This is a genomic window from Frankia umida (assembly GCF_023242945.1).
Lineage (GTDB): Bacteria > Actinomycetota > Actinomycetes > Frankiales > Frankiaceae > Frankia > Frankia umida.
This window is the reverse complement of the sequence record NZ_JALKFT010000010.1, coordinates 177,773-204,447: the sequence shown is the minus strand read 5'-3', so window position 1 is coordinate 204,447 and position 26,675 is coordinate 177,773. Positions and strand designations below refer to the sequence as shown.

General features: G+C 68.3%; 29 protein-coding genes and 1 pseudogene. 21 read left to right on the top strand and 9 right to left on the bottom strand.

The window, feature by feature from the left end; translation table 11 throughout:
* Positions 1-100 precede the first annotated feature (100 nt).
* Positions 101-1,159: a TerC family protein gene (locus MXD59_RS12795; RefSeq protein WP_248824871.1), complete on the top strand. Its 1,059-nt coding sequence runs from the start codon at positions 101-103 to the stop codon at positions 1,157-1,159.
* 46 nt (positions 1,160-1,205) lie between these two features.
* Here the strand turns inward: MXD59_RS12795 and MXD59_RS12790 are convergent, their stop codons facing one another.
* The gene (locus tag MXD59_RS12790; protein ID WP_248824870.1) at positions 1,206-2,018 is read right to left on the bottom strand and encodes a helix-turn-helix transcriptional regulator; all 813 of its coding nucleotides are present in this window, start codon (positions 2,016-2,018) and stop codon (positions 1,206-1,208) included.
* Positions 2,019-2,513: 495 nt separating this feature from the next.
* On the opposite strand from MXD59_RS12790, the gene MXD59_RS12785 reads away from it, so the two are divergent.
* Entirely contained in the window at positions 2,514-3,698 is a 1,185-nt protein-coding gene (locus MXD59_RS12785) for a glycosyltransferase family 2 protein (protein ID WP_248824876.1), read from the top strand.
* 225 nt (positions 3,699-3,923) lie between these two features.
* On the opposite strand, the gene MXD59_RS12780 is transcribed toward MXD59_RS12785, so the two are convergent.
* Together MXD59_RS12780 and MXD59_RS12775 are read right to left on the bottom strand one after the other, a co-directional pair.
* A complete protein-coding gene (locus tag MXD59_RS12780; protein ID WP_248824869.1) occupies positions 3,924-4,283 on the bottom strand; it encodes a hypothetical protein in 360 nt (119 codons plus the stop codon).
* 89 nt (positions 4,284-4,372) lie between these two features.
* Positions 4,373-4,558 (bottom strand): annotated as a pseudogene (locus tag MXD59_RS12775) (MBL fold metallo-hydrolase); the annotation flags it as partial.
* A gap of 33 nt (positions 4,559-4,591) precedes the next feature.
* On the opposite strand from MXD59_RS12775, the gene MXD59_RS12770 reads away from it, so the two are divergent.
* Positions 4,592-6,040: a recombinase family protein gene (locus MXD59_RS12770; RefSeq protein WP_248824868.1), complete on the top strand. Its 1,449-nt coding sequence runs from the start codon at positions 4,592-4,594 to the stop codon at positions 6,038-6,040.
* Here the strand turns inward: MXD59_RS12770 and MXD59_RS12765 are convergent.
* Positions 5,933-6,694: a hypothetical protein gene (locus MXD59_RS12765; protein WP_248824867.1), complete on the bottom strand. Its 762-nt coding sequence runs from the start codon at positions 6,692-6,694 to the stop codon at positions 5,933-5,935. The two genes, MXD59_RS12770 and MXD59_RS12765, sit on opposite strands and share 108 nt — an antisense overlap.
* 103 nt (positions 6,695-6,797) lie before the next feature.
* Between MXD59_RS12765 and MXD59_RS12760 the strand changes: the two genes are divergently transcribed.
* From MXD59_RS12760 to MXD59_RS12700, 13 genes are all read left to right on the top strand, one after another.
* Positions 6,798-7,013 (top strand): helix-turn-helix transcriptional regulator, encoded by a 216-nt coding sequence (locus MXD59_RS12760; RefSeq protein ID WP_248824866.1) that lies wholly within the window; start codon positions 6,798-6,800, stop codon positions 7,011-7,013.
* Between the two features lie 219 nt (positions 7,014-7,232).
* Complete coding sequence (locus MXD59_RS12755; protein WP_248824865.1) at positions 7,233-7,481, top strand: hypothetical protein; 249 nt, start codon at positions 7,233-7,235, stop codon at positions 7,479-7,481.
* A complete protein-coding gene (locus MXD59_RS12750) occupies positions 7,482-8,429 on the top strand; it encodes a hypothetical protein (protein WP_248824864.1) in 948 nt (315 codons plus the stop codon). It begins immediately after the preceding gene.
* Positions 8,426-9,757, top strand: coding sequence for a replicative DNA helicase (gene dnaB / locus MXD59_RS12745; protein ID WP_248824863.1), 1,332 nt, complete (start codon positions 8,426-8,428; stop codon positions 9,755-9,757). Before MXD59_RS12750 ends, dnaB begins: the two co-directional genes overlap by 4 nt.
* The gene (locus MXD59_RS12740; protein WP_248824862.1) at positions 9,754-10,026 is read left to right on the top strand and encodes a hypothetical protein; all 273 of its coding nucleotides are present in this window, start codon (positions 9,754-9,756) and stop codon (positions 10,024-10,026) included. The genes dnaB and MXD59_RS12740 overlap by 4 nt, the downstream gene beginning before the upstream one ends.
* Complete coding sequence (locus tag MXD59_RS12735; protein WP_248824861.1) at positions 10,023-10,598, top strand: hypothetical protein; 576 nt, start codon at positions 10,023-10,025, stop codon at positions 10,596-10,598. Before MXD59_RS12740 ends, MXD59_RS12735 begins: the two co-directional genes overlap by 4 nt.
* Positions 10,598-10,762, top strand: coding sequence for a hypothetical protein (locus MXD59_RS12730; RefSeq protein ID WP_163548363.1), 165 nt, complete (start codon positions 10,598-10,600; stop codon positions 10,760-10,762). The genes MXD59_RS12735 and MXD59_RS12730 overlap by 1 nt, the downstream gene beginning before the upstream one ends.
* A 794-nt stretch (positions 10,763-11,556) precedes the next feature.
* Positions 11,557-11,961 carry a hypothetical protein gene (locus MXD59_RS12725; protein ID WP_248824860.1) on the top strand — a complete coding sequence of 135 codons (405 nt, stop codon included), beginning with the start codon at positions 11,557-11,559 and terminating at the stop codon, positions 11,959-11,961.
* Positions 11,958-12,395, top strand: coding sequence for a hypothetical protein (locus MXD59_RS12720; RefSeq protein WP_248824859.1), 438 nt, complete (start codon positions 11,958-11,960; stop codon positions 12,393-12,395). Before MXD59_RS12725 ends, MXD59_RS12720 begins: the two co-directional genes overlap by 4 nt.
* Entirely contained in the window at positions 12,392-12,592 is a 201-nt protein-coding gene (locus tag MXD59_RS12715) for a hypothetical protein (RefSeq protein WP_248824858.1), read from the top strand. Before MXD59_RS12720 ends, MXD59_RS12715 begins: the two co-directional genes overlap by 4 nt.
* 45 nt (positions 12,593-12,637) lie before the next feature.
* Positions 12,638-13,312 carry a recombinase family protein gene (locus MXD59_RS12710; RefSeq protein ID WP_248824857.1) on the top strand — a complete coding sequence of 225 codons (675 nt, stop codon included), beginning with the start codon at positions 12,638-12,640 and terminating at the stop codon, positions 13,310-13,312.
* Positions 13,313-13,417: 105 nt separating this feature from the next.
* Positions 13,418-13,897 (top strand): hypothetical protein, encoded by a 480-nt coding sequence (locus MXD59_RS12705; protein WP_248824856.1) that lies wholly within the window; start codon positions 13,418-13,420, stop codon positions 13,895-13,897.
* A 2-nt stretch (positions 13,898-13,899) separates the two neighbouring features.
* The gene (locus MXD59_RS12700) at positions 13,900-18,450 is read left to right on the top strand and encodes a phage tail tape measure protein (protein WP_248824855.1); all 4,551 of its coding nucleotides are present in this window, start codon (positions 13,900-13,902) and stop codon (positions 18,448-18,450) included.
* A 240-nt stretch (positions 18,451-18,690) separates the two neighbouring features.
* Here MXD59_RS12700 and MXD59_RS12695 read toward each other — a convergent pair whose 3' ends face one another.
* From MXD59_RS12695 to MXD59_RS12685, 3 genes are all read right to left on the bottom strand, one after another.
* A complete protein-coding gene (locus MXD59_RS12695) occupies positions 18,691-19,296 on the bottom strand; it encodes a hypothetical protein (RefSeq protein ID WP_248824854.1) in 606 nt (201 codons plus the stop codon).
* 936 nt (positions 19,297-20,232) lie between these two features.
* Positions 20,233-20,790 carry a GNAT family N-acetyltransferase gene (locus tag MXD59_RS12690; RefSeq protein ID WP_248824852.1) on the bottom strand — a complete coding sequence of 186 codons (558 nt, stop codon included), beginning with the start codon at positions 20,788-20,790 and terminating at the stop codon, positions 20,233-20,235.
* Positions 20,787-22,115 (bottom strand): NsdA family TPR-like regulatory protein, encoded by a 1,329-nt coding sequence (locus MXD59_RS12685; RefSeq protein WP_248824851.1) that lies wholly within the window; start codon positions 22,113-22,115, stop codon positions 20,787-20,789. Before MXD59_RS12685 ends, MXD59_RS12690 begins: the two co-directional genes overlap by 4 nt.
* A 283-nt stretch (positions 22,116-22,398) precedes the next feature.
* On the opposite strand from MXD59_RS12685, the gene MXD59_RS12680 reads away from it, so the two are divergent.
* Positions 22,399-22,995, top strand: a complete 597-nt coding sequence (locus MXD59_RS12680) for a hypothetical protein (RefSeq protein ID WP_248824850.1) — start codon at positions 22,399-22,401, stop codon at positions 22,993-22,995.
* A gap of 2 nt (positions 22,996-22,997) precedes the next feature.
* Here MXD59_RS12680 and MXD59_RS12675 read toward each other — a convergent pair whose 3' ends face one another.
* On the bottom strand, positions 22,998-23,438 hold the full coding sequence (locus MXD59_RS12675) for a hypothetical protein (protein WP_248824849.1): 441 nt from the start codon (positions 23,436-23,438) through the stop codon (positions 22,998-23,000).
* A gap of 40 nt (positions 23,439-23,478) precedes the next feature.
* Between MXD59_RS12675 and MXD59_RS12670 the strand changes: the two genes are divergently transcribed.
* The gene (locus tag MXD59_RS12670) at positions 23,479-24,063 is read left to right on the top strand and encodes a hypothetical protein (RefSeq protein WP_248824848.1); all 585 of its coding nucleotides are present in this window, start codon (positions 23,479-23,481) and stop codon (positions 24,061-24,063) included.
* Positions 24,064-24,065: 2 nt separating this feature from the next.
* Positions 24,066-24,806, top strand: coding sequence for a hypothetical protein (locus tag MXD59_RS12665; RefSeq protein ID WP_248824847.1), 741 nt, complete (start codon positions 24,066-24,068; stop codon positions 24,804-24,806).
* Between the two features lie 104 nt (positions 24,807-24,910).
* On the opposite strand, the gene MXD59_RS12660 is transcribed toward MXD59_RS12665, so the two are convergent.
* Positions 24,911-25,711, bottom strand: coding sequence for a GntR family transcriptional regulator (locus MXD59_RS12660; protein WP_248824846.1), 801 nt, complete (start codon positions 25,709-25,711; stop codon positions 24,911-24,913).
* Positions 25,712-25,842: 131 nt separating this feature from the next.
* On the opposite strand from MXD59_RS12660, the gene MXD59_RS12655 reads away from it, so the two are divergent.
* The gene (locus MXD59_RS12655; RefSeq protein ID WP_248824845.1) at positions 25,843-26,091 is read left to right on the top strand and encodes a hypothetical protein; all 249 of its coding nucleotides are present in this window, start codon (positions 25,843-25,845) and stop codon (positions 26,089-26,091) included.
* Positions 26,092-26,236: 145 nt separating this feature from the next.
* Positions 26,237-26,635 (top strand): hypothetical protein, encoded by a 399-nt coding sequence (locus MXD59_RS12650; protein ID WP_248824844.1) that lies wholly within the window; start codon positions 26,237-26,239, stop codon positions 26,633-26,635.
* The last annotated feature ends 40 nt before the right edge of the window (positions 26,636-26,675 follow it).

Genomic DNA, 26,675 nt, shown 5'->3' with positions numbered 1-26,675 from the left:
TACGCGATGCTTCGCGATGGGACCTTCTACCAGGCCCCGACCCCCTCACCGGCTTGACGAAGGACATAGGGGCACTTTTTCCGGAACTGGAGACACATCCGTGCACGTCCCGCTATGGGCCTGGCTTGCCTTCATGGGTGGTCTGCTCGCTCTGCTTGCCATCGACCTGCTGGCACACCGTCGTGCCCATGTCATCGCCTTCAAGGAAGCCGCTTGGTGGAGCGTGCTGTGGGTGTCCCTGGGCCTCGGTTTCGCCGGGGTGATCTGGGCCTGTTATGGCCCGGGCGCGGCTGGTGAGTACACCGCTGCCTACCTGCTCGAGAAGAGCCTTTCCGTCGACAACCTGTTCGTCTTCGCGTTGATCTTCTCGTATTTCAAGGTGCCCCGCGCCTACCAGCACCGGGTGCTGTTCTACGGAGTGCTCGGCGCGCTGGTACTGAGATTTCTGTTCATCGCGGCCGGCATCGCGGTCCTCGAGCAGTTCAGCTTCGTCATCTATCTCTTCGGCGCCTTCCTGATCTACACCGCGGTCCGGATGGTGCGTGACGACGGCGTGGACATGGACCCCGGTAACAGCCGGGCGACCCGTCTGCTGCGGCGGATCATGCCCGTCTCCGACGAGTACCACGGCCAGCGCTTCGTGCTGCGCCGCGCGGGCCGGCTGGTCGCCACTCCGCTGCTCGCCGTCCTCGTGGTGGTCGAGACCGCCGACGTCCTGTTCGCGTTCGACTCGGTCCCGGCGGCGCTGGGCGTCACCGACCAGATCTTTCTCGTCTACACCGCCAACGCGCTGGCCATCCTGGGCCTGCGATCGCTGTTCTTCCTGCTGTCCGGCCTGATGGAACGCTTCCACAAGCTGGCGACGGGGCTGGCCGTGATCCTCGCCTTCATCGGTATCAAGATGCTGCTCACGGACGTGTGGCACATGCCGATCGCGCTGTCCCTCGGCTTCATCGCCGTCGTTCTGACGGCTTCGGTGGTGTGGTCTCTGCGCACCGAGCCCCCGGCGCGGGACGCCGACCCGGACGAGGCCCATCCCGAGGTCGGTACCAGGGACACCGCCGACCTCGACGCGGCCGATCCTGACGCCGGCGCGCGGGCGGCCGAGGAGCGCGGCGCCGACGCGGATCATGGCCAGCAGGCGGGGCGGGTCGGGTAGGCACCGCCGTCCCGGGCAGGGCTCGCGGGTGATGGGCCCTGCCCGGTCAGGTCGGCGCGACCGAGCTGGCCGGGCTGGCCGAACCGTCTCGGCTGACCGCTCTGATCGATTCCACGGTGCCGGCCGGCGGCTCACCCTGGCCGGCGCCGGCACTGTTGCCGGGCTGCGGCGGTCGTGGCCGTCGGACGCTCGGCGGTGGCGCGGTGAAGTAGGTGAACGGGTCGCGTTCCTGGACCGGACGGCCGGTGTTCACCGCCCGGGAGATGCGGTCCCAGCGAAACCAGCGCGGTCCCCGCCGCTCGAGGCACCAGGCCAGCAGATACCACTGGCCGCCGGTCAGCGCCACCAGGGCCGGCTCGATCGGCCGGCCCACGGTCCGGCTGCCGGCGGCATCCTGGTAGTCGATGAGGAGGACCTGTCCGGTGCGCAGCGCCTCCTCGACCGTGACGGCCAGCGGGGTGCGCATCAGTACCGGTGAACCGGCGGCCGGGCCGGCTGCCCGCTCGGCGACCTGCTGCTGTTGTGCCGGTGGCAGGCTGTCGAGCAGCTTCTCCAACGCCATCGCGCCGTCGCGGGTGAACGGCCCGCCGCCGACGGCCAGCGCCACGGCGGCGGCACCCGCCTGACCCTGGGTGAAGGTGACAGGAGGCACCGTCGCATGCTGGGCGAGCACATAACCCCCGCCCGGTCCGGACACCCCGCCTACCGAGACGCCCGCCTTCTGCAGGTCCAACAGGTCTCGCCGAATGGTGCGAACACTCACATCCAGCCGGGCTGCCAGGCTGGCTGCGGTGCGCCCGGCGGGTCCGGCCCGGCGCAACTCCTCGACGATCGCGGTCAGTCGATCTGGGTGCGGCATGTTCTTACGTTGACAGGATGGTGTCCTGGGTGGTGGCGAAACGGCAGGACTCCTGCGATCTCCTCGCCCCGTCCCGGTCGACCCGACGGATCGACGATGGACGGACGGCGGACGGCGGGCTCGACGCGTGCGGCGAGGCGGTCCCGCCTGGTCGGGCGAGCGGCGGCGCGCCGGGGAGTACCGTGACGTGTGTGATTCTTGTCCGTGCGGAGTCCGTGGATGTGCCTCGCGCGTCCGACCGTGGTGGGAGACTGGCCGCTGTCGCCGGTTTCGAAGTTGCTTTCGGTGGGCCGTTCACTGGTATTTAGTGGTCTGCCAAGTCCAATCTGAACCGGATTTTGTCCAGGCGGCTGCTGCGGCTTTAATCCGCCTTTTTCAGGCATGGCGCAGAATCGGGCGCGACTCGCCGTGCGCGCAGCATGGAACATCTCCAGAGCGTCGCTATTCTGGTGGCGATCAGTGCCCCGGCACTTTTTCTTTCTATGAAGGCGGATGATGCACAGTCTGTGCTCGGTTGTCGTGTCCCACGGCGGCTCGTCCCATCTGTACGAACTGCTCACGAGTCTGCTCTCCATCAAGGGTGGCCGAGTCGTCCTGGTGGAGAACGGTCCACTCGACCAGACCGCGGTTCCGGACGGCGTGCGCATCGTGGAGGGGCAGGGCAACGTCGGTTACGGCACCGCTGTCAACATCGCCGTCCGCCACGTCCTCGCGGAGGCCGCGGGGGCGGGGGAGAGGCTGGAAGCCGGGGAGGGCCTGGGTGCGCGGCCGACCGGCTCGGCTGGGGACGGCGCGCCCGAATGGGTGCTGGTGGTCAACAGCGATGTGACGATACCGGCCCGGACCGCAGCCGTGCTGCCCGAACTGCTGGCCTGGTATCCACCGTCGGTCGACGCGGTGGGCTTTCCGTTTCTCGACACCCCCGACGGCCCGCCGGGACGTTCGCGGGCGGTGCTCCCGACGCCACGGACCAACGCGGTCACCGCCGTTCGTGGCGAGGTCGCGGCCGTCGCCCGCTGGCCGCATCTGCGCTATCCGGTCGGGGCGTTCTTCGCGATCCGGACGCAGACCTTCCTCGAGCTCGGCGGATTTGATCCGTCCTTCTGGATGTACTACGAGGAAACCGATCTGTTCGCCCGGCTGTATGCCAGCGGCGGTCGGATCGCCTGGGCCGACGACGAATGGCCGGTGGTGCATGTCGGCGGCGAGACCGTCGGACGCTCACCGATGCTGCACACCGAACTCGGTCGCGCCGCGGCCGTGTACGCCCGCCGCCACCGCGTCACGATCGGTCGCAGCTGGCCCGCCGTGCACGCCGCGCAGCTGGGCCTGCTCACCGCGCGCAAGATCGCCACCGGCCGGCCGCACGACGCCCGCCGCGCGGCCCGTATGCTGGTCGGCCTGCTGGGTGGCCTGGCCCGGCCATCCTGGGAACCCGCCGTCGCGTCCCGCTGGCAGGCGATCCCGGCGGCGACCCGGCTGCGCCTCGGTCAGCTCCCGCGCCCCCACCACCAGCCCGACGAGGCCGGGTTGGAAGCCGCGATCAGCCCCGTGCCCGCGGTGGTCACGCCGCCGCCTCGATCCATTCCGGCGATACCCGCTCCGGCACGGGTGACCGACCCGATCCGAGGCGCCGGTCCGGACCTTGAGGCGCTCCTGCGCCGGACGCCGCGCGGCTGAGCGGACGGGCCCGGCCAGACCTGGCCCGCCTCGCCTCCTGGCTCGGCACCGTGCGGATCGGCGGGCACCGTAGGCGCATCACGTCTGAGCTGCCGGTCATGGGGGCTGGTCCGCCCCTGACCACGTCGCCGCTGCCGGTCCCCGCCGAGCCTGTCGCCGCCCCCCGTCGTCCGGGGCTTGTTCGCCGGGTCTGGAGACGGCTGGTCGCCGCGCTGCGCAGGCGTGCTACGACGGACGACGGGACCGCTGGCGACGCCCTGGGCCGAGGTCGCCTTCGCCACGTCCGAACAGCTCTACCAGCCAGGACAGGTCGGCCGGGGGGAAGTGCACCGAATCACGTCCCCCGGCCACCTCGTGTTCGATCACCCATTCCCAGCCCGGAAGATCTGTCGGTAGCCGTGCGGCGAATCGGATTCGGTCCGCGACCGTGGGAAACGCGAGGTAGGCCAGGTTCTCCGCGCCCGGACGGCCGGGCTCACCCTGGCACGAGTAGACCGTGCCCACACCCGCGGCCCACAGGGCGGACAGCAGACCGGCCATGCCCACATCGACCTGCACCGGCCGGCCGTCGTGGACCACGGTCACCTGCGGATGGTCGGTCTCAAGATCAACAGCGTTGGGTATGAGAGCAGTCTGCCGGGCTCGACCCTGCGGCCGGGGGAGCGGCGGTGTCCTCACCAGCCGCGGGTGCGCCACTCCGCGAGGTGGGGGCGCTCCGCGCCGATCGTCGAATCGAACCCGTGGCCGGGATAGATCCAGGTGGTGTCCGGGAGCGGCCCGAAGACCTTGGCCTCCAGGTCGTCCATGAGGGTGACGAAGGCCGCGGCATCGCCGAAGGTGTTACCAGGACCGCCGGGGAATGCTGAGGGGCAGTAGGGGACAATAGGAAGGTGATGTTTCCCCGCGACACCGAACTGCCTGTGCTGCCAGCGATCTACGTCCGCATTAGCCAAGATCGGCTAGGGCTGGAACAGGGCGTCAACCGGCAGGTGGAACTCGCCCTGGAGCATGCGGCACGCCACGGGTGGACCGTCCCCGAAAACATGATCTTTCGGGACAACGACATCTCCGCACTGACCGGCGCGTTCCGCCCCGGCTACGCGGCGCTGATGCAAGCCATCGCCGACGGCAAGGTCAACACGGTGATCGTGTATCAGACGTCCCGGTTGTGGAGGAACCGCCGGGAACGCGCCGAGGGCATCGAGGTGCTTCGGGCAGTTCAAGGGAGGCTCGTTGCCGTCCGCGGCCAATCGTTCGACCTGAGCACCGCGACCGGCCGGGGCTTCGCCTCGATGCTCGGCGAGCAGGACAGCATGGAGAGCGAAATCAAGGGCGAGCGTGTCGCGGACGCGGCCTACGCGCGGGCGTTGGAGGGACGGGCCAACGGTCGGGTTGCCTACGGCTGGAACCGGGAGTACATCACCGACAGTCAGGGCCGGACGCTCGGGTTCAACGACGTCGAGGACACGCACCAGGCCGACGTGGTCCGGTGGGTGGTCGACCAGCTCCTAGCCCGGGTGTCCCTCGACGCCATCACCCGGATGTTGAACGAACGAGGCGAGCCGGGGCCGACCGGCGGAACATGGGGCAGCAGCAGCGTCCGGAAAATCGCCCTGCGGCCGATGAACGTCGGGGTTCGGATGTACAAGCGGGAGCCGATCGGCGAGGCCGCCGCACCAGCGATCGTCGACGCGGGGAAACATGCGATGGTCGTGGCTCTGCTGGGTGATCCAGCCAGGGTGACTAGCCGATCCGGTGCCCGCCGGCACCTTCTCACCTACAATTCGGGGCTTGCAGCCTGCGGGGTCTGCGGCTCACAGCTCCGGGTTGGCAAGGTAGGGAAGCATGTCCTGTACCAGTGCGGGGCGGCCGGCTGTGTCGGCCGGAACCAGGCCAAGGTTGACGACTACGCAGAGCTTGTATTCATCGAGCGCATGCTCCGCCCTGATGCCGCCGCCGTGTTCGCCCGCCACGACAACAGCGCCCACGACGCCCGCGCCGAAGCCGACGAACTTCGTGTCCGGCTCGCCGCAGCAGCCGACGACTACGCCGACGGGGTGATCACCCGCGAGCAGCTCGCCCGGATCACCAGCGGGATCCGCCCGAAGCTCGAACGCGCCGAGGAAGCGGCCCGACGATCCATCCCCGAAGTCGGACCCGACCTGATGCGAAACATGATCGCCGACCCCGAAGCCACATGGCGGGGACTCGACGAAGTGTCATCCCGCCATGCTCTACTCGTCGGAGCTGGAATGCACATCCGGATCATGCCGGTCGGCCGCGGCCCCGGCTTCAACCCCAGGTCCATCAAGATCAGTTGGCCTGGCGTCGGCGCTGTCTAGCCTGATCTGTTCCGCCAGCCGATCGGCCAGCCTCCGAGTAGTGCGAGCACGCAGAGCACGCAGGCGAACCGGGTCGGACCCCGCATCGCCGCGGGCCTCCACCGTCCGGTCGCGCTCCTCGGTCAATGAGCAGCCCCACAGCCGGAGCGCTGTCTCCGCAACCAGCATGGCCGGTACGCCGAGCCTTCGGGCTACCTTCGCCTCGGCCTCTGACGGCTTGAGATCGATGATCAGCCGCGTGTCTGTGGCGGACTGCACAGCGTGCATCGTCGGTAGGTGCCGGAACCGAATCGGGATGGGGCCGTCCGAACCGCCAAGGACACCGAGAAGACCACGTCCAGCTATCGAGACATCGGGCGTCAGCGAGATCAGGGAGTCTGACGGGATCAGCTCGGTGAGCTGAACGGGACTCTCGCGGGCGTCACCGAGCGCATCGCTCAGGACGAGCGGCAGGAGCACGAGTTCTTCGAGCGAGAGGGCCTTTCCGCCGCCCTCCAGCGCTCCAATCTTCGCTCGGCTCCAGGCCAGGCCGTAGCGGCGCGCATGCCGCGAGACGTCGTCCTGTCGGACGTTCGCCTGTTCCCGTATGCGGCGGATCTGCTCGCCTACGACTTCCCTCAACGGTCGACCCATCCCAGCGTCGAGATCACCCACGAACTGAACGTACCGTACAGCACCACAACACTGGGGCGCTTGACAACCTCGGGTGAACGCGGGTAGAGATCGTAATCACCAGCGTCCCAGAGTTGGAGTGCCTATGAACGGAGCAAGATCGGCGGACCGATACCTCACCACCGCCGAATTCGCCGAGTTGACCCGGATCCCGGAGGGGACCATCCGGCAGTGGCGGCACCGCCAGTACGGCCCGACGGGGATCAAGATGGGTCGAGCCGTCCGATACCGCCTGTCGACCATCGAGGCGTGGATCAAGGAATGTGAGCGGGCGGAAGCCGACCGCCGAGTGCCCGCGTGAACCGCGAGTGGACCCGCGACGAACTCCGTGCCCTTGCTCGGGAAGTAGCGGCTGAAGCGCCGCCGCTCTCACCCGCCCAGATCGGCGAGCTTCGCCGCGGCTTCGGCTTCGACGCGACACCGGCACCGCTCGGCCTGACAAGGCCGTCCGTTCATGTACGGCGAGCCGGGGCCCCAACCCCGACTCCCGCCACCACCAGCACCCCCGACAAAGAGGTCCGTGACCGTGACTGTAACACCGTCCGCCGCATCGACGCGGCCTGAGCACCCCCCGGACAGGCAGCGTACGAACGTCGTCGACCTCGCCGCGTGGCGCTGCCTGCCATGGGCGCGCAGACACATCGCCGCCACCGCCCCACGCGAGTTCTACGAGTGGGAGAAGGAGGTCCTCGCGCGTCAGCTTGCCGACGCGGTCTGCGGCGGCTCACGGCCCATGGCAACCGCCGCCCATGAGCGGCAGTCCGCGTAGATGGGCATCCGGTTGATCGTCGAAATCCTCGACCATCACGGGGAGGTCAAGGTCCCGGAGATCATCGACGGTCAAGGTCGAGTTCGGTCGAAAGCGCGCGTAGGACTCGCTGCCGGCGAGCTACGCGACCTCCTTGTCCTCGCCGAAAACGCCAACGACGAGTCCCGTGAGACGTGGCTGACGAAGAGGCCGGACGGCGGTGCCGACGGTGTTCACGCCGACTACATCCGCCGCCGGGCGGGAGGCAAGAGCGCTGCTGCATGGCGGAACTCGATCACCGGCCTGTTGCGGATCGGGGTCATCGTCCACGCCGAGCGCGGCGGCCGGAAGGTCGCCGGGCACCGGGGGAGCAGCGCCATCTACCGGATCGTCTGTCTGTGTCCCGACCCGCCGCATGACGGCCACCGCGGTCTGTGCACGAAGCCCGAAAGCGTCATCGTCCCCATGACCCAATCCCGGGAAAAGGGTCATGACCACGATGACCCTTCCGTGGCGAAAGGGTCATCGTCCACAGTCGAAAGCGTCATCGTCCCCATGACGCAAACCCCCGGTTTGGGTCATCGTCCCCATGACCCCTTCTCCTCTATCTCCCCTCAGGTCTCCTCACTCTCGAAGCAGCCCCGTTCGATCGATCAGTTGATCCGCGCCGCTGGCCTCGACGACGAGAGAGAGATCAAAGATTTCCAGGAATGGGTCACCGAGGAACACCAGCCGCGCGGCGCCGGCTGGTGGCGCACCGTCGCCGATCGCGGCGACATGCCCGCGTTGGTCGCTGACTGGCGGAAGACCCTCAGCCCGACCGGTCAGGCCATCCCGCCCTGGTGCGGCCACTGCGGCGGTGGCAACCCCGCCGCCCGCACCAACCCCCGCTTCCGCACCGACACCGGCACCGCCGACGGCACCCCCTGCCCGGCCTGCCGCCCCGACCACATCAGGAGAACCGCGTGACCAACGAGAACTCCACCGCCCTCCCGCCGCACGACCTGCATGCGGAACAAGCCGCCCTCGGCGCGATGCTCATGAGCCGCGACGCCCGCGGCGACATCAGCGAGATCATCCAGCCCGCCGACTTCTACCGTCCAGCACACGCGACGATCTTCGAGACGGTGATCCGACTCGACAGCAAAGGCGAACCCGCCGACGCGCTCACCGTCGCCGCTGACCTCAACCGACGCGGCCACCTCGACCGCGTCGGCGGCCCCGACTACCTCCACACCCTGATCGCCGCCGTCCCCACCGCCGCGAACGGCGGCTACTACGCCCGCCTGGTCGCCGAGAAGGCTGTGTTCCGCCGGCTCCTAGAAGCAGGCGGACGCATCGCACAGATCGGCCAGAAGGCCGCAGGTACCGCCGCCGATGCACAAGAGCTGGCAGACCAGACCCTCCACGCCGCCCTCAACAGCTCCAACATCAGCGACGGCCCCGTTCCCCTGGGCGCGGACAGCCGAACGTTCCTCGACGACCTCGAAGCCCTCCAACGGGGCGATGGGACACCGACTGGTGTCCCCACCGGTTTCACTGACCTCGACGAGGTCACCAACGGACTTCAGCCGGGACAGCTCGTCATCATCGCGGCTCGCCCCTCCGTCGGGAAGACCACGCTGGCCTTGGACGTCGCCCGCGCCACCGCGCTCCGAGCCCGCCGCCCCGCCCTCTTCGTCTCGTTGGAGATGGGCGACTTGGAGCTGCGGCAGAAGCTCCGGGCCGCCGAGGCACGTGTCTCGCTGCGGAACATCCAGACGGGACAGCTCACTGACGACGACTGGGCCCGGCTGACTCAAGCCATGGCCGACACCATCGATGCCCCCCTGTACATCGACACCAGCCCCCTCCTCGGTGCCGCTGCGATCCGCACCCGTGCCCGACGCATGCAGCGCCGCCACGGCCTCGACTTGATCATTATCGACTACTTGCAGCTCCTGATCACAGCGAAGGCGGAGGACAACCGACAGCAGGAAGTCGCGGCGATCTCCCGATCGTTGAAGCTCCTCGCCGGCGAACTCGGTGTTCCGGTGGTCGCGTTGTCTCAGCTCAACCGTGCGGTTGAGCAGCGAGCCAACAAGCGTCCGCAGCTGTCGGACCTGCGCGACTCGGGTGCGATAGAGCAAGACGCCGACATTGTGATCATGATTCATCGCGAGGACGCCTACGACGAGAACTCTGCCCGTGCCGGAGAAGCAGACCTGATCATTGAGAAGAACCGGAACGGGCCCAAGGGCACTATCACCGTCGCCTTCCAAGGCCACTTCTCCCGCTTCGTGGACATGAACTCGTGACGATCACCGATGCGGATCGGGCTGCCCTCGCAGAGCAGACCACCGCCAACGTCACCGGCCGGATCCGCGCCGCCCAGCAACACGCCGAGGCTCGCCGCGCCCACTTCGCCGCCCGGCGGACAGCCCGTGCGTACGGCAATGCCCAGCGCCACCGGATCAAGCTCCAGCGCCTCGGACGGGCCGCCGAACAGAACAGCCGGGCACCGCCGGTCGAGTACCAGCCGCAGCCCGACCCCACTACGCCGACGACAACGAACGGAACCCCATGACCAGCACCGACAGCCGCCTCGACCCCCTCCCCGCCCGCATCCGCCGCCGCGTCGAGGAAATCCTCACCCGGCACGATGGGGCCGTCCGCCCGCACCGCGAAGCGATCATCCGTCCCGATGGGCCCACCCTCACCAGCGAGCCGACCGCCGCCGGCAGCGTCAACCCCAGCTGGGCCGCGTCGAACATGCTCCGCGCCATCGACAGCTGGCACAGCAGCACCACGACCACCATCGACGCACTGTTCGACGCTGTCGGCGACGAACACGAAAACGCCGCCCGCGACATCAGCGGAGACCTCCTCGGCGAGGTCGTCCGCGCCCGGCACATCGTCCTGGCCAGCTACGTCGCCGTCACCCTGGGCCGCGACCTCGCCGCCTTCCGCATCGCCGAGGACGCCACGGTCCTGGCCGCCGGCCGGCGTATCCCCATCGCCGCCAGTGCACTGGCCAGCGCCCCCAGCGCCCCACCCGCCATCCGGTTCGCGGTCGACGGCACCACCGACCCGACGGCCGTCGCCGCCCGGCTTCGGGAGATGGCCACACAGGTCGAAACCGGAGAGCTGGCCTTCTGATGGCCGAACCGATCACGCCTGACTATGTCCAGCCGCCGCCGCTCTCCGCGGACACGATCGCCCGCGCACGGCAGACGATCACCCGCCTAGTTGTTGATCCACGCGAGAAGGCCGAGTTGCTCAGCATGCTCGCCCTCCACGACGACCCCGAGGAATCCCGATGACCAGCCCTCACCAGCCAGCCCGCCCCATCACCACCGACGATCTTTCCCAGGGGTTCACCCGAGCGTTCACGGAATCCGCGCAGACCGCCGCACTGACCACAGAGGTGGCTGGAGTCCGCGGCGAACTTTCCGCCCTCAACGTCGACCGGCGGAAGGAACAGGCCACTAAGCTCCGCGGACGCCTCGCCGCCCACCGCAGGGCCCGTGTCGCATCTGCCCGCGCCCGGGTCGCCGCCGCAGTCACCGCGAGCGCGGCATTCAACCCGGCCGCCCCCAGCGCCCCCCGTCCGAAGCCGAGGGCCACCGCCGCCGGGGACGATCGGAAGACCAGCGGGACGGGAACGGCGAAACCGGCGGCAGCCACCGCGAGGAAGACCAGCGGCCGGCCCGCCGTCGCGACGTCCGCCAGGCGCACGGCCATCCCGTCCGCCGGATCGGCTACGGCTACCCGCCGGGTGGTGCCGGCCCCGCGCAGGCTCCCACCCCGCCGGTAGCCACCGAGCGTGACGAAAGCGGGCTGTTGACGCCCACGTCATGACGATTATCACTGTGAGTAGCGGAATGGAGAAGTAATGGCCAGAGACGACAGTGACCTGCCGCCGCCCACCCCGGGCCGCTGCAACAGTCGCGTCCGCCGGGGCGGTACTCCCGCTCGATGCCAGTCCGAATCCGGATGGGGGACGCCACACCCGGGTAGCGGAACCTGCCGGCGGCACGGCGGGAACACCCCGACCGGCCGCCTCGCCGCGGCCCGGCAGGACACGAGCGATCGGTTCCTCCGGTTCGGTGAGCCGGTGCATGTCCGGCCGTCCGTCGCGTTGGCCGACGAGGTCGCCCGGTCCAACGGGATGGTGCAGCTGATCGCCGACGAACTGAACCGAGTGGTGGACGAAGGTGGCAGTCCGGTTCTCATCGACCACGGCGGGATGAACCCCACCCCGGATCCGCTGGTCCTGCTGTTCCTACGCGAGCGCGAACATCTCGTCTCGGCGGCGCGGCATGCGATCGCAGGGGGCGTCGAGGTGGAAATGGAGAGTTTGCAGGTCGCCTACGCCGATCAGGTGTTGGACGTCGTCGAGGATGTCGCCCGCGAACTGGGCCACAACGTTGACGACCCCGCGGTGGTGGAAGCGATCGGCCGTGTCCTCACCCGGCTCGCCGCCGGGCAGGTTCGTCCGGCGATCGGTGGTGCGGCATGAACCGGGCGGTTACCGGCGGCCTGGCGGTCGCCCGCCGCCGGGCGTTACTCGCCGAATCCCGGTTCGTCATGCTCGCCCAGGACGGTGCCAGCCCTGCCGTCCTGGGCGCTGCCCGGAGGGCGACGGCCTCCGCGCTCGCCGAGCTGGCCGCGATCGAGGCCGCCGTCGACGCGGTGTCGGGTGGTCCCGATCGGGCGGAGCTGTCCGACCGGGCTGCGTTCGCCGCCGAACGGTTCCGGGCTCTGCGTGCTGGTGAAACGTCACGTCCGGTCCCTGCGGTCGCCGTCCTGCGATCCGAGGTGTTCGCTGAAGCGCTGGCCGCGTTCGCCGCGGTACTCGCCGCCGATGGTGTTCCGCCGGCCCCGTTCCTGGCCGCAGCGTCCGCGCGGGCCTGGTCGGATGTCCTCCGGGAGTTCCGGGGGGAACGACGATGAGCGGCGAGGCTGCCGTGGACGGTGCCGCGGCTGATCTGGCGGCGGCGGCGGGGATGCTGCGGCGGATGGTCGAGGCGATCGGCGCGGGTGAGCTGTCCGCGCCGTCGGGAATGGCGGATCGGATGATCGGTGCCACTCTCACGCTCGAAGCGATCGGTGACGGTGAATCACCAGAGAGTGTGTCTAACGCTGCGTAACATAGATCGTTTACGTTAGACGGTCGTCTGACGTAAAGTCGATCTATGAAGATGGACCAAAGTGGCATCCTGCGAGCAATCGGCTACATGCGGGTATCGACGGATGAACAGGGCGACAGCGGCGCCGGCCTCGCCGCCCAGCGCGCTGTCGTCGAAGCCGAGTGCGCCCGCCGCGGCTGGACACTGGTCGAGGTGATCGAGGATGTCGCCTCGGGCAAGACCCTCGACCGGCCCGGGATGACCCGCGCCCTCGGCCTGCTCGACGCCCGCCAGGCCGACGTCCTCATCGCCGCGAAGGTCGACCGCATCAGTCGCAGCACCCTGGACTTCGCGACCCTGCTCGACCGCGCCCAACGTAGCCGCTGGGCGTTGAACGTTCTCGACATCGGGGCGGACCTCACCACCCCCGCCGGGGAGATGTTCGCGCAGATCGTCGCCGTCATCGCCCAATATGAGCGGCGCCTCATCGGCCAGCGCACCCGCGACGCCCTCGCCATCCGGAAGGCCGCCGGTGTCCAGCTTGGAACAGTCTTTCGGATTCCCGGCGAAGTGGTGTTCCGGATCGCCGCTGACTATGCGGCCGGCGCAGGTCTCACCGCCATCGCCCGAAATCTGACCGCTGAAGGCATCCCGACCGCCCGGGGTGGCACTGAGTGGCGGGCATCAACAGTTCAGGCCGTTATCCGGCGCGTCGCGGAGAATACTGCCGATCACGAGTAAAATCAGACCTGGCTCCGACTGCGTAGCTGTCGCCAGGCCGCCTGCGGTGAAACCACCGGCGCGCACGCCAATCCCCTTTGGCGCGCGCGAAAGCCGGTCCCCCCGATGCCTTTCACCACTCCATCCACGATCGCGGACGGTCTGCGGAACGCCGCGGTAGCCCTCAGCGAGCCAGCCTGGCAGCAAAACCAGTCCGGGCCACTCACCGCCGCCCACGCCGAGAAACTGCTCAGGCTCGCCACTCGGGTAGAGCGCGGGATACACCCCGATGACGAACGCCTCGACGCCTTCGCCGACTACGCCTTTACCTACGCGGGAGGCGGATGCTTCCTCGCCACCCCACCCGAAGTAGATACCTACCTGGCCGACGTGCCGGAGCACGTCTCACCAGGCCGGTTTCTGACCGGCCTGGCGGACACATACCGATCCGCCGCGCCGCTGTCGCAGGACACGGTCGCGTACATTGTCGAGACGCTGGCAGCAGCCGACGAACAGAAGGCCGCCGGCAGAACTCCTGTGCGTGACATCAACGCTGATGGCCTGCCGACTCTCCGCTATATCGACCGGCCGCGGCGGGTGATCTGACGATGGCTGTGGTCGGCACCGCTGAGGTAATGATCGTCCCGATCATCAAAGGGTTCGGCAGCGTCGGCGCGCAGATACGAACCGAACTCGGCACTGTCGGTACCGCCGCCGCGGGCATGTCCGGGCAGCTCACCACTGCGGGGAAAGCGGCTGCGGGCACGGCCGGTCAGGTCGCTGGGGCTGGCCGTGCCGCCGCTGGTGCCGCCGGTCAGGTCGGTGCGGCTGGAACGGCGGCGGCGGGTGCGGCGCGGGGTATGGGTCAGGCCGGTGCTGCCGCTGCGGGTGCGGCGGGTGGGTTGGGGCAGGCCGGGCAGGCGGCGACCGGTGCGGCGGGTGCTATTCGGGCGGCGGGTGGTGCGGCGTCGGCGACGGGTGGGGCGTTGCGTTCGGCGGCGAGGGACACGTCGACGTGGGGTTTGGGGATTGGGGCGGCGGCGGAGAAGGCAAAGGGGTTCGTCCTGGCCGCCACGAAGATCACTTCTGTTCTTGGTGTCGCCGGGGTCGCCGCAGCGTTGTACAAGGGCACGCAGGACGCGAACAAGTTCAACGCGGAAATCCAGAAGCTGAGTACACAAGCAGGTGTTTCCTACGAGAAGTTGGAAGACCTGAAGATCGGCGTTTTGGATATTGCGGGGAAGGTTGGCGCGGACCCTGACAGTCTCGCCGAGTCCCTGTTTCATGTCGAGTCGAATTTCGCGTCGATGGGCATCACCTCGGAGAAAGCCCTGTCGCTGGTGACAACCGCGGCGAAGGGCGCCCAGGTCGGCCATGCCGGTCTGGTTGATGTGACGAACGCGTTGACGGCCGCTGTCGCCGCTGAAATCCCCGGGGTGGAAAACCTCGACGAGGCGATGGGTTACCTGAACGCGACGGTCGGTTCTGGTGACATGTCGATGCAGGATCTTGCGAACGCGATGGGCACGGGCGCGGTCGCGGTGGTGAAAGGCTACGGCCTGTCGATCAAGGATGTGGGGGCGGCTCTCGCTGTTTTCGGTGACAACAACATTCGTGGTGCGCAGGCCGGTACGAACCTGCGGATGGTCGTCCAGTCACTGGCGGTCCCAGCGAAGGGCGGCGCCGATGCGTTGGAACGGCTCGGGCTGACACAGGATTCGCTGGCGAAGGACATGCAGAAAGGCGGCCTGAACGCGGCGGTCACCGACCTGCACACCCGCCTGGAGAAGGCTGGGATCTCCGCGCAGCAGCAGGGGCAGGTGTTGACGGAGGCGTTCGGGAAGAAAGCCGGTACGGGTCTCGCGATCCTGGTCTCCCAGTTTGACCGGTTGGAATCGAAATATCCCGAGTTGGAGCATGGGGCGACCCGGTTCGGGGAGGCGTGGGCGGGGACACAGAAAACCACGAAGCAGAAGATCGACGAGTTGAAAGGTTCGTTCGACGCCCTTCTGATCAACATTGGTAATTCGACGCAGGGCATTCAGGGGAAGCTGGCCGGCGCCGGGGCTGGCGCTATCCAGAAGCTGTCGATGGGTGCGGCGGCGTTCGCGAACTCGGCGAGCACCGGGGATGTGACGACCTCGTCGACGAAGTGGGTGGGTCAGGTTGAGCTGGCGGGGGTGAAGGCCCGCGCGGAGATTAAGCGTCTGGGGGAAACCCTGTCGAACGTCAAGAAGATCGTGTCTGATTTGGCGCCGACGTTCGAGCATGTCGCGGTGGTGGTGGGCGGCGGGCTGGTTGTTGGCCTGCACGCGTTCGAGGGTGTGGTCAACTTGGCCGCGAACCATACGACCGCGTTGAAAGTCGCGTTGATCGCGATCGGTGGGATCATGCTCGCGAACAAGGTCGCGACGCTCGCGCTCACCGCCGCTCAGGCCGCGCAGAACATTGTGTTCCTCATAACCGATCTTCGGACGTCCAGCGCGACCGTGGCGTTGGGTGCGAACTCGGTGGCGAAAACCCAGAACCTGATCGGCACCCGGCTCCTGACCGCGGCCTACAACTCCAGCTTGGTGACGCTGCTTCGGACGACGGTGGCGTGGACCGCGCAGAAGGTAGCCATGGTCGCCTCTGCGGTGGCCACGAGGGCGATGGTCGCAGGTCAGTGGCTGCTGAACGCGGCCATGTCAGCCAACCCGGTCATGCTTGTGGTGATAGCGATCGCCGCGCTGGTAGCCGGCGCGATCCTGGCCTACAAGCATGTCGGCTGGTTCCGGGACGCGGTAGACGCGGTCGGCCGGGCGTTGAAGTCCGCCGGTGAATGGGTGGTGAAAACCGCGAAGGCTTTCGGCCGCGACCTGGTGGTGGCGTTCCACGCGGTCGAGGATGCGGCGAAGTCGGTGGGCCGGTTCTTCTCCCGTATCTACGATGATGCGAAGCATTGGCTTGGGGTGGCCCTGGATTTCGTGAAGAAATGGTGGCCGCTGATCCTCATCGTCATGTCCGGTGGGGCCCTGGCGATCCCTGTTCTGATCGCGAAGTACTGGCGGCAGATCTACGATTTCACCGTCCGGATTTTCACGGACGTGAAAAACTTCGTCGTTCGGATCTTCAACGATGTGAAAAACGGGATCATGGCCGCAGTAAATGCCGTGGTCGACTTTTTCGAACGGCATTGGCGGCTGATCCTCGTGATCGCAACCGGCGTCACCGGCCTCCTCGTCGTCCTGATTGTCAACAACTGGAGTCGCATAACCGGGTTTTTCAAGGCGGGCTGGGAGACCGTGTCCGGGTTCATATCGAGAATGTGGCATGACGTCGCCGGATTTTTCTCGTCGATGTGGTCGGATGTGTCGAATTTCGCCCGCCGCATTTGGAATGATGTGTCCGGTTTCTTCCAGAAACTATGGTCAGACGTGTCCGGGTTCGCTTCACGGATCTGGCGGGACGTGGCCGGCTTCTTCTCCGATCTGTGGCGCGATGTTTCTAGCTGGGCGACGAGGACCTGGCATGACGTGGCCGGTTTCTTTTCGGATCTGTGGCGTGATGTTTCCGGGTTCGCGAAACGAATCTGGTCCGACGTGGCCGGATTCTTCGCCGACTTGTGGCGGGACGTGTCCGGCTGGGCAACCCGCATCTGGCATGATGTGGCCGGTTTCTTCACGAATCTGTGGCATGACGTGTCCGGGTTCGTCTCGAATCTTTGGCATGACGTCGCCGGGTTCTTCTCGAACCTGTGGCGGGATGTGACCGGCTGGGCCGGCCGTATTTGGCATGAGACGTCGGCGCCGTTCATCAGCCTATGGCATGACATGACCACGACCGCGTCGAACCTGTGGAAAGACGTGACCGGCTGGTTCGAGCGGATTAAGAACGACATCACGAATTCGGTGAAGACGGCCACCGGGTGGATCAAGGGTGCGTGGGATGGGCTGAAAGACATTTTCAAAGCCCCGATCAACTTCCTGATCAACCCGATCTACAACGACGGCATCCGGAAAGTCTGGAACGCTTTCGCCCCAATCGTCCACGAAAGCAAACTGGAGCCGGTCAACGGCTTCGCCGCTGGCGGCCCGATCACTGGTGGGGTTCCTGGCCGTGACTCGGTACTGGCGTGGCTGATGCCCGGTGAGCATGTGTGGACCGCTGCTGAGGTCGCCGCAGCAGGCGGGCAGAAGGCCATGTTCGCGTTGCGCAGGCTGTTCGGTGGCGGCACGCAGGCCCGCGGCCCCGGGATGGCGCTCGGTGGGGTCGTCGGCGCCGTCGTCAACGCTGTCACGGACCCACTCGGCACGCTGGAGGCGTTGGGCTCCGGCACCCTCGACGTGCTCGGGACCGCGGTGCACTGGGTCCGAGGGGCCCTCGCCGATGCCGCGCAGGCAGCGTTCACCCCGATCCGTGCCGCGGTCAACTCCACCTTGGGCCAGGGGGAGGATTGGAAGGGCGCTGCCGGTCGGATGGCGGTCCGGCCGATGGATGCGATCGTCGAGCTGCTCCGAGGTCAGGACAAGACGGATCAGGCTGCTGCCGCGCAGGCTGCCGCGTCAGCGGGTGGCGCTGCCCGCTGGGCGCCGGTGATGACAGCGGCGTTGGCGCAGGCAGGGGAGAGCGCGTCGTGGTTGTCCCTCGGCCTGCAGCGGATGAACCAGGAGTCCGGTGGTGATCCGAACGCGGTCAACAGGTGGGACTCGAACTGGACGGCAGGGCATCCGAGCGTCGGCCTGATGCAGCTGATCAACAGTACGTTCGCGGCGTACGCCGGCCCCTACCGCAACACCGGGCCGTTCTCCTATGGGGTCAGCACCGATCCGATGGCGAACGTCTACGCGTCGATCAAGTACACCGACGCTCGGTACGGCAGCCTGTCCGCCTGGGGCCGGCCCGGTGGCTACGACACCGGCGGCGGGAAAGCCTGGCCGACGGGGACTCTCGGCTACAACCTGTCCGGTGAAACCGAATATGTATGGAAGGGCTCGCAGCTGGCGGGGATGAGCACCGCGACGACCCGCGGTGGGACGACGAACACGTTCCACGTCGCAGTCGACGCCCGCGGCTCCACGGACCCGGCTGCCACTGAACGGGCGGTGCGCCGCGGTGTCGCCGACGCCCTTGCCACCCTCGACCAGATGTTGCAGCAGGGTGTGGGGGGCGGATCCTGACCTTCGCGCCTATCGGGGTTCGTCGGGGGCGTTGACCACATGGCAGTTCGGGCACTCGCTTCGAGGCGGTGGTGGCCGGAACGTCAGTACCGTCCCAGCCCGCCTTCGTGGACGCCGATGCACCTTGCAGCGCAGAACGATCGCTGGGCCGATCTGTTCGTGGGCCCGCTCGTCCATGCCATTGAGGATGGCCGCCTGCGCCCCGGTCAGGAAGTGGCCTTCACGTGCCCCTTCGCCCGGTCAGGCCGGGGAGATCAGCTTGACCGCGAAATGCGCCAGTGGTCCCCCGCCGTTGGCCTGGTAGTCGGCTTCGACCTGGAACGTGCCCGCAGGGTCCTGCGCGCTGAACTGGGCGAGGAACATGCCGCTCACCGACGGCGGCAGCGTGTTCGGGCCGGTGCCGCCCACCGTGTCGTGCTGTGAACCGCCTGAGACCATCTCAGCCGCGTTGTAGGCCATCGTGACGGTGCCCGAGGTCTCGTTCGTCACCTTGTAGGCAACGACGACAGCGGCGTTGCCTGTGTCCGAGTAGGCGCCCATCGGCTGGACTGTGACGCCACTGGCGGTCTGCGCCGGGCCGCCGACGGCAACGACCGTGCGAACTGGCTGGCCGTCGATGTCGAAGGTGGAGATGAGCCCGTGGCCGTCGAGGTGGAAGTTCGAGAACTCGGCGCACGGATGCGGATCTTCGGGGACGTTGTCGCACTCGGTCAGCGTGCCTGGCTTCCCTTGGCTCGTGAACCGGCCGGCCGGTAGCGTGTGACCGGCCGACGTCTCCGCGTCTGTGAAGGCCACGAGGTAGTTGATGTACGCCCGTGCCGCCGAGCCCGGCGAGGTGAGCGGCACCGTGTCCTGCTGCCCTTTGAGGGTGGTGGTCGTCAGGCCGGAGACGAACCGGACGGCTATGTCGTCCTGGGACGGGCTGGGCGAGTGGGACGCTGAGAGCGGGGCTGTCGGCTCTGCCGTGGAGTGCGAGTCTTCGCCGCTGCCGCATGAGGCGGCGAAGAGCAGAGCGATGCAGGCTCCCGAAATACTGGCCAAAGATGTACGTCTACCGATTGGCAACATGTGGAGTCGGCTCCACTTGCGGCGGAGATCATTTATTCGCCTCATGCTGAGGGCCTTGGTGATGGGCTGAGATCAGGCTCGTCCGCCCACCTGTACACCAGGTTGGTGCCACATACCAAATAGTGAGTTTGGCCGTTCTCATCCTTCTGCCAATCACCTCCAGCACCCGGGATCGTGCATAGTGATCCGCGGGTGCTGGAGTTCTCCGCGCTTGCCGTCGGCATAGGCGAGGCCGACGGAGTCACCATCGGACTCGGTCCCGTAGTCGTCTCCGGCGTAGGAGGTGTGGTTGCCACCGGCTCCCACTGCCCCCTTGGCCCGCAAACTGTGTCGGCGCTACTCCGTGTGCCAGGCGAGCAGACGGGCTGCGGTACCGGTGGAGGTGTCCGCAGTACCGGGACCGGTGTCGAAGATGCGGTTGCTTTCGGTGTGACGGTCCCAGTCGCCGTCTGGCTGGGAAGCGTCTGGCTCGGCGTGGGTGAAGGCTGTGCGATGACTGGCGCCGGCTGGCAGCCGGTAGCTGCGAGCACGGCGATGGCGATGATGGGCATGGCGAACAGGCTGCGGTGCAAAGGAAATCCCCCGATCGTGATGACCGAGAGTGTAGAGGTGAGGGGAATCGGGTCAGTTAGGTGGTGGGTGGCTTGTTGTTCCATTGCGACTGGAACGGCGGTGCCACGTGCAGGTTGCGGTGATGCTGGGATGAACGGTTGTCTAGCCTGCGGAGTGGTGCGACCGCTCGGCGCGGCTGATCGCGTAGATGGAGTACTCGCCTCCTTGGATCGTCTCGGTGCGGTTGTAGGTGAGGCCGAGCCGGGTGGCGACTTTGATCGAGGCGGTGTGGTCGGCGGTCATGATGGAGATCAGGTCATCGCGTTTGAGCTCGGCGAAGGCGAACTCGATGACGGCGCGGCCGGCTTCGGTGGCGAGGCCCTGGCCCCAGCGTTCGCGGCGGATGGTCCAGGCGACTTCGCAGCCGGGCCAGCCGAGGGCCTCGTAGAGCCCGGCGCGGCCGAGGAGTTGTCCGGTGGTCCGGTCTTCGACGGCCCACATGCCGTAGCCGCGTAACGCCCAGTGCCCGATCTGGAAGGCGGTCTGCGACCAGGCGGCGGCCTCGGTCTTCGGCTGGGGGGTGTGGTCGTCCATGCCGGGTGCGGACACGATGGCGAAGTAGTCGGGGACGTCGCTGGCCTGCCAGCCGCGTAACACCAGTCGTGGTGTGAGCAGGGTCGGGACGCCGTGGGGGTCGGGCTGGCCGTGGTCGAGGGTCATGTGCTGCTGCTTCCTGCCGGGAGGGCGCGCCGGTGGGCTTGGAGTTGTTCGCCGAGGTCGAGGACTGCGCGTTGGTTTTCCCAGCGTGCGCCGAGTTCCTGCCAGATCTGCCCGGATCGTTGGATGACGGTGCGGGTGGGCCGGCCGTCGAGCACGGCCAGGGCGCGGGAGGCGGCGTCGGCGGCCTGTTCGGGGTCCGGACGCGCACGGCGGAGGAAGGCTTGGGCGAGGGCGTTGTAGGTGCCGCCGATGTCCTCGTAGCCGCCGCCGGTCGCCTGGAGGATGGCCAGGGAGCGGTGGGCGTGGGGTTCGGCGTGTTCGCCGTCGCCGAGGCGGCCGGAGACGACGGCGAGGAAGCAGTGGATGAGTTCTTCGCCGAACGTTTCGGTGCCGACCATCGGCTCGCCGAGCCACACCGTGTCCTGCATGTCGCGTAGGGCTTGGCGGGCCTGGTCGTGTTGGCCGGCGGCGGCGCGGGCGCGGGCTTCGTAGGCGGCGAGGCGGGCGCGGAGGTAGGGGTGGGCGCCGGCGCGGGCCTGGCCGGCGATGTCGGCGGCGGCGGAGTGGCGGCCGGTGTAGTAGGCGATCGAGGTCTTCAGGGTGGCGACCGAGCCGGAGAGCAGGGGGTCGTCGACGTCGCGGGAGTACAACTCGGCCAGGGAGGCGAAGCGCCGTGCGGCGGTGTCGTCGCCGAGATTGAACGCGAGCCGGCCGCCGTAGAAGGCGAACAGGCCGGCCATGGTGGTGACCCGGGTGCGGACCCGGGCGGACAGTCGGCGCTCGAGGAGACGTTCCGCGTCGCGCCAGCCGCCGACGATCAGCGGTGTCAACGCGGCGTGGGGGCTGCTGGTGTAGCTGGCGCCGATCTGGTCGAGGCGTTCGTCGAGTTCGTCGAGGGTGAGCGGGTCCGGGTCGGCCGAGGCCACCCGGCGGGACACCTCCCCGGCCAGCCCTGCGGCGATGGTGAGCGCACCGAACTCGACGAACTCCCGCCGATCTGCCCCTGCGGCCTCCGCTTCGGGTGGGGTGGGGGTGTTGGGGCCGGCGGCGCGGGCGGACAGGCCGCGTAGGCGTTCGGCCTGGTCGGCGGCGCGGATCCGGTCGCCGAGGTCGGTGAGTTCGCTGCCGCAGCCGAACAGGTCGTCGTAGGCGGCCAGGACGTGGCGGGCGGGAAGCCGGCCGCTGTTGCGCACGGCGGAGACGTTCTTGCGGTCGTAGTGGGTGCGGGCCTCGATCTGCTTACCGGACAGGCCGTGGGCCCGTTGCAGCTCGCGGAACCGGGCGGCGAGGCGCTGGCGGAGGTCGTCCACAGGGTCAGCGTGCACAGCGGTTCCCCTCGGCCAGCGGAACACGACGGGTGGGACATCACGGCCCACCCCTGGGCACGACGATCGCACCCTTACCGGGACCTGTCACGCGCTGTGTCATGAGTCGTGCACGGCGGGAAACACCCCGGGCACATCCCCGGCCGGTACCCGCCGCATTCGGGCCCCCGACGGCCCGAGGCGGGAAGGGGCCCGCACCCCCCACGGCCTCTTCCCGCCGACTCCCATCCGCAGGCCCCGCCGGACACCGGCCCGGCCGGTCCCACCCCAGGAGGCATCCCTGATGAACCACGAGAACGCAGGCGCGACCGCGACGGTCGACCTGCCCAGCCCGCACACAGCCGGCGAGCGGGCCGCGGTCATCCTCGACTCGATCGAGGCACATCCCCTGTTCGACCGGCTGCGCACGAGCACCCTGGCCTACCCCGAGTGCTGGGCCACGTTCACCGGCTACCCGCTGATCGCCGAGTGGGACCTGGACGCCGACGGGCCACACCTGTTCGTCGAGGCGCTGCGCACCATGGCGATGAAGGCCGCCGTCTACGAGCTGACCGGTGACGAACAGACGGCCGAGTTGGACGTGGCCGCGCCGGTCGACGAAATGGTGCACGCCCTGACCGCCCAGTTCACAGTCCTCTCCCGCGTCCAGGCCGATCTGTCAGTGACGTTCATCCACTCCACCGACAACGAGCGATTCACCTACGACGCCGAGGGCTACACCGACCAGGTGTACCGGGCGGCAGGCTGGGGTGAGCCGCCGCGCCGCTACTGGCTGCCGAAGACGGAGACGTCGCGCCGTCTGGGCATCCTGTTCGAGCACTACGAGTCGATCGGGGTGCAGGCCGGCGGCCGGTCGCACTTCTTCACCTTCGGCCGCTGACCTCACAACCCAGCGAGCGCGGCCCGCAGCGCGGCGACCACGACATCCGCCGGGAACCTGCGGGCCGCCGCCCGCTCCGCCTCACCGAGCACCGCCTCGGCCTGGCCGGCGCCGGCATGACGGACCAGGGCTGTCATCCACCCGGCCAGCCTGTCGGGGTCGTGCGGCATCGGCCCGGGATCCGGCCCCAGCACAGCCCGCACTGGCCACGGCTCGCCCGCGGAGGCATACCGACCGGACGGGACACCGATCTTGCCCGGGTGGATGCACACCGGCACTCCACTCGCCTGATCCCGCCGATAGCCGGTGGACGCGTCATACCGGCCGCCCTCTGCCGGCCCGTCGACGATGTCGAACCGACCCGGGTCGTGGACCTGCGCGGGACAGACCGCGCACAGCGCCTCCTCATCCCAGGGACGTCCCATGCCCTCGCCGAACCCCACCGGCCCATCATCGCCACCATCCGACCAGACTCGACGGTCAGTGCTCACCCGCCCCCGCTCGGCGCTGATCACGACCGCACTCGACCTCGCCCGCGGCTGGTGCGCCGGCCACGTGATCGACAACGCCCCCGCGCTCGGCCATGCTGTCCGGGTCGCGCTTACCCTCGGCCGGCACATGCCGGTACCGGATGCGTTGCTCGCCGCGGTGCTACTGCACGACGTGCCCGACTACCGCGATCCCGACGAGGTCGCCGCCGCCATCGGCGATCGGTGCGGCATTTCCACGCTTGTGATGATGTGGTTGATCCACGACGAGCACGCCGCGATGGACCTCTACCCTCGCGACCCGGCCGCGGCCATACGCCGGCTGAACCGGCTACCCGACCCGGTCGCCGCAGCCTTGGCCGCAGACAAGACCGTCAGCCTGCGCTACGTCCTCGGTAACGCCCGCCGGGCGGCTGATCCCGCCGCCTACTGGCAGGCTCGCCCCGCGTTCCGCGGCTTGGTCCCGTACCTGCGAGCGTTCCACACGGCAACGGCGCACCGCATCCCCGCCAGCCTCGCCCACAACCTCGATCAGCAGATCGGCGAAGCCGAGAAGGCCACCGCTGCCCGGAAGGTCTGATCATGACCCCGCGGCCGACCCCCGTCGCCACGATCGACCCCGCCGCCCTGCACCTCGCGTTGAACTGGGCGCACCACCGTGCCGCTGACCATTTGCACCGGTTCACCATCCAGCGGGTCGCCGACCGGATGCGTGTCGCCGCACCTGACATCGGCCGGACCCTCGATGTCCTGGCCGCGCTCGGCCTTCTGGCAGCAGACCGGACCCGGCACAACACGACGATCTATCGGCTTGCCGCGCTCCCCGAGCTGCGCACCGCCGCATGCCGGCCCGCCTCGGGTATCAGCGCCCGCGAGTTGTGGGTGGCAGTCGTCGGCACCGGCTCGAAGGCCCCTGACGCCACCACCGACGAGATCGCCGAGCGGCTCGACGTGCCCGCGGGGATGGTCGACCGCACATGGCTGGCGTTGCGGCTGGCGACGTTCGCCGCCGCCGGCCGGCTCGGTCTCACCCACGAACAGCGGTGGTCCGTCACCCGTCTGGGGTTGGACTACGCCCGGGGAATCCGGCAGGCCCCGCTGACTGACCGGGAGATGTGGGCGGCGATCGCCACGGAACAGCCCAGCATGCGCCATCCGGTTCACCCTGCCGTCCTCGCCTGGCGCCTCGGCCTGGAAACGGACCTGGTGGACGTGTGGGTGTACCGCGCGACCCGCGAAGGTCTGCTGACCCGGTTGGAAGGCGGCGTACTGCTCATCACCGACACCGGGCGGGCACAGCTCGGCGAGCAACCTGTCCCGTAGCACTGCATGGCCGTTCCCGTCGTTACCCCGTGGCCGTCCGTGGTCGACGGCTACCGGGCAGGATTCCGGATGGGTGCGGCCGAGGTGAAGTGGCAGATCACTGTCTAGTCAGACTGCGCTGGTGCGGTTGCCGGGCCGATGGGGATCCGGTAGCCGCGGGCCGCGTCCTCGGCGGGGCGGACGATGTCCGCCGTTTCCACCGGCCGCTCGCCGGCTAGGTGGGCGCGTTCGACGACCTGCACCCAAGAACCGGATGTCAGGCCGAGGGCCTGCCGTTCGGCGTCCAACGCCGGGCGGGCCCGCACGATCTCTGTCACCGCGTCGATGTGCACGCCAATCGAGTCGAACCGGGCGACGACCCCCACCGGGCCGTTACCGCCTTCGGGTTCCTCGATCGGCGTGCCGCCGACCAGGCTGAACGGCTCCCAGCTCACTGAACTTTGCGTCGGCTGACCATTCGCGGTGAAGACATACTCCGTTCGCATCACATGATCACCGGCTTCGATGCCGAGCCGCGCCGCAACGTCAGGTTCGGCACGTTCCCTGCGGGTGACATACCGCCAGTCGGCGATGGCCTTGACCTTCGCGGCATCGCGGGCGAACGGCGACGTCGGCCCGCTTGAGTCCCGCTGGTAGCGGTCGGTTGCCCACTGGACGGCAACCGCCGGTCGGCGGCGTGCGAAGGTGCCCCGGCCGGGTTGGCGGACGATCCATCCTTCAGCGCGCAGCACGTCGAGTGCCTGACGGACAGTCGGCCTGGTGGTGCGCCACTCCGCAGCGAGGGTGCTGTCTGATCCCACCCGTTTGCCTGCGGCTATCCGCCCGTCGACGATCTTGGTGCGGATGTCATCGGCGATCCGCAGGTAGAGGGCTCGTTCATCGCCGCTGCCCGCACTGTCCGTCATGAACAGTGACGCTACCGGAACTTGTCTAGAGCGGTCGAATAGCTTCGACCGTCACGCATCCCGCAACCGCTCTAGACAGCTCTAGACAGGCTGTGTAACGTCCCCCGCACCACGCCGACACGGGAGGACGCATGGAAGACCTGCACGACGAGACCATCGAGACCGCGCTCCAGATCGAAAACCCGGCGAAGCGGGCCCGGCGTCTCACTGATCTCGCCGAAAGCGCTCATTTCGAGCGCACCGAGGAGCTGATCACGGCCGCGGTCAGGGCAGCCCGCCAGATCGAGGACATGGACACCCGGGCGGCAGCGCTGGAGAGGCTGTACAAGATCATCGAGCGTGAGCGTTTCCGCGCCCAGCGAGAGCGAGACGCCGCGTAGGCCGGCAACATCACCGCGATCGACGCGACACGCCGAGGCCGCAGCCACACGTAGACCACACCCGGAAATGAAGCAGCTCCCGCCAGTGGTGATGCACCGGCGGGAGCCTAGACCCACACCCCTGACCTACCAGGAGGAATGAACCATGCCTTACATCTTCACCGATCACACCGATCTTGCCAGCCTCAAGCGTGCGGACGTCGTGGTCGGCCGTGTCCTCGACGCCAACGCCAAGATCGACGATTGGCTCGATTGCGTCAGGAGCTACACGGACGAGATGCCGGCCTGCCGCGAGGCTCTTGTCTACGAAGGGCGAGTGGACGGTGGCCGCTTCGCGATCGCCAGCTTCAGCGATGCGTTGGGTTCGAACAACCCGGACGTTGCCAACCTGATCACCGCCAAGATCCGTGAGCATCGCGCCAGCGCGGAGGCGGCACGCCGCCGCAGCTGCATCCGTGAGTACCACTTGGGATACGCGGCGGGATGCGACGAAATTTTCAACCTTCTGCTCGGCGCGATTGAGGCGTCACTCGCCGCACGCTGACCTTGACCGGCGCGTGCCCACCCCGCGCCGGCCCACCCGG

Excerpts from the sequence above, each read along its gene's own strand:
- MXD59_RS12790 (WP_248824870.1), bottom strand. The coding sequence starts at position 2,018 with ATGCCGCACCCAGATCGACTGACCGCGATCGTCGAGGAGTTGCGCCGG.
- MXD59_RS12785 (WP_248824876.1), top strand. The coding sequence starts at position 2,514 with ATGCACAGTCTGTGCTCGGTTGTCGTGTCCCACGGCGGCTCGTCCCAT.
- MXD59_RS12770 (WP_248824868.1), top strand. The coding sequence starts at position 4,592 with ATGTTTCCCCGCGACACCGAACTGCCTGTGCTGCCAGCGATCTACGTC.
- MXD59_RS12760 (WP_248824866.1), top strand. The coding sequence starts at position 6,798 with ATGAACGGAGCAAGATCGGCGGACCGATACCTCACCACCGCCGAATTC.
- MXD59_RS12750 (WP_248824864.1), top strand. The coding sequence starts at position 7,482 with ATGGGCATCCGGTTGATCGTCGAAATCCTCGACCATCACGGGGAGGTC.
- MXD59_RS12735 (WP_248824861.1), top strand. The coding sequence starts at position 10,023 with ATGACCAGCACCGACAGCCGCCTCGACCCCCTCCCCGCCCGCATCCGC.
- MXD59_RS12730 (WP_163548363.1), top strand. The coding sequence starts at position 10,598 with ATGGCCGAACCGATCACGCCTGACTATGTCCAGCCGCCGCCGCTCTCC.
- MXD59_RS12720 (WP_248824859.1), top strand. The coding sequence starts at position 11,958 with ATGAACCGGGCGGTTACCGGCGGCCTGGCGGTCGCCCGCCGCCGGGCG.
- MXD59_RS12715 (WP_248824858.1), top strand. The coding sequence starts at position 12,392 with ATGAGCGGCGAGGCTGCCGTGGACGGTGCCGCGGCTGATCTGGCGGCG.
- MXD59_RS12710 (WP_248824857.1), top strand. The coding sequence starts at position 12,638 with ATGAAGATGGACCAAAGTGGCATCCTGCGAGCAATCGGCTACATGCGG.
- MXD59_RS12705 (WP_248824856.1), top strand. The coding sequence starts at position 13,418 with ATGCCTTTCACCACTCCATCCACGATCGCGGACGGTCTGCGGAACGCC.
- MXD59_RS12700 (WP_248824855.1), top strand. The coding sequence starts at position 13,900 with ATGGCTGTGGTCGGCACCGCTGAGGTAATGATCGTCCCGATCATCAAA.
- MXD59_RS12690 (WP_248824852.1), bottom strand. The coding sequence starts at position 20,790 with ATGACCCTCGACCACGGCCAGCCCGACCCCCACGGCGTCCCGACCCTG.
- MXD59_RS12680 (WP_248824850.1), top strand. The coding sequence starts at position 22,399 with ATGAACCACGAGAACGCAGGCGCGACCGCGACGGTCGACCTGCCCAGC.
- MXD59_RS12665 (WP_248824847.1), top strand. The coding sequence starts at position 24,066 with ATGACCCCGCGGCCGACCCCCGTCGCCACGATCGACCCCGCCGCCCTG.
- MXD59_RS12660 (WP_248824846.1), bottom strand. The coding sequence starts at position 25,711 with ATGACGGACAGTGCGGGCAGCGGCGATGAACGAGCCCTCTACCTGCGG.
- MXD59_RS12655 (WP_248824845.1), top strand. The coding sequence starts at position 25,843 with ATGGAAGACCTGCACGACGAGACCATCGAGACCGCGCTCCAGATCGAA.
- MXD59_RS12650 (WP_248824844.1), top strand. The coding sequence starts at position 26,237 with ATGCCTTACATCTTCACCGATCACACCGATCTTGCCAGCCTCAAGCGT.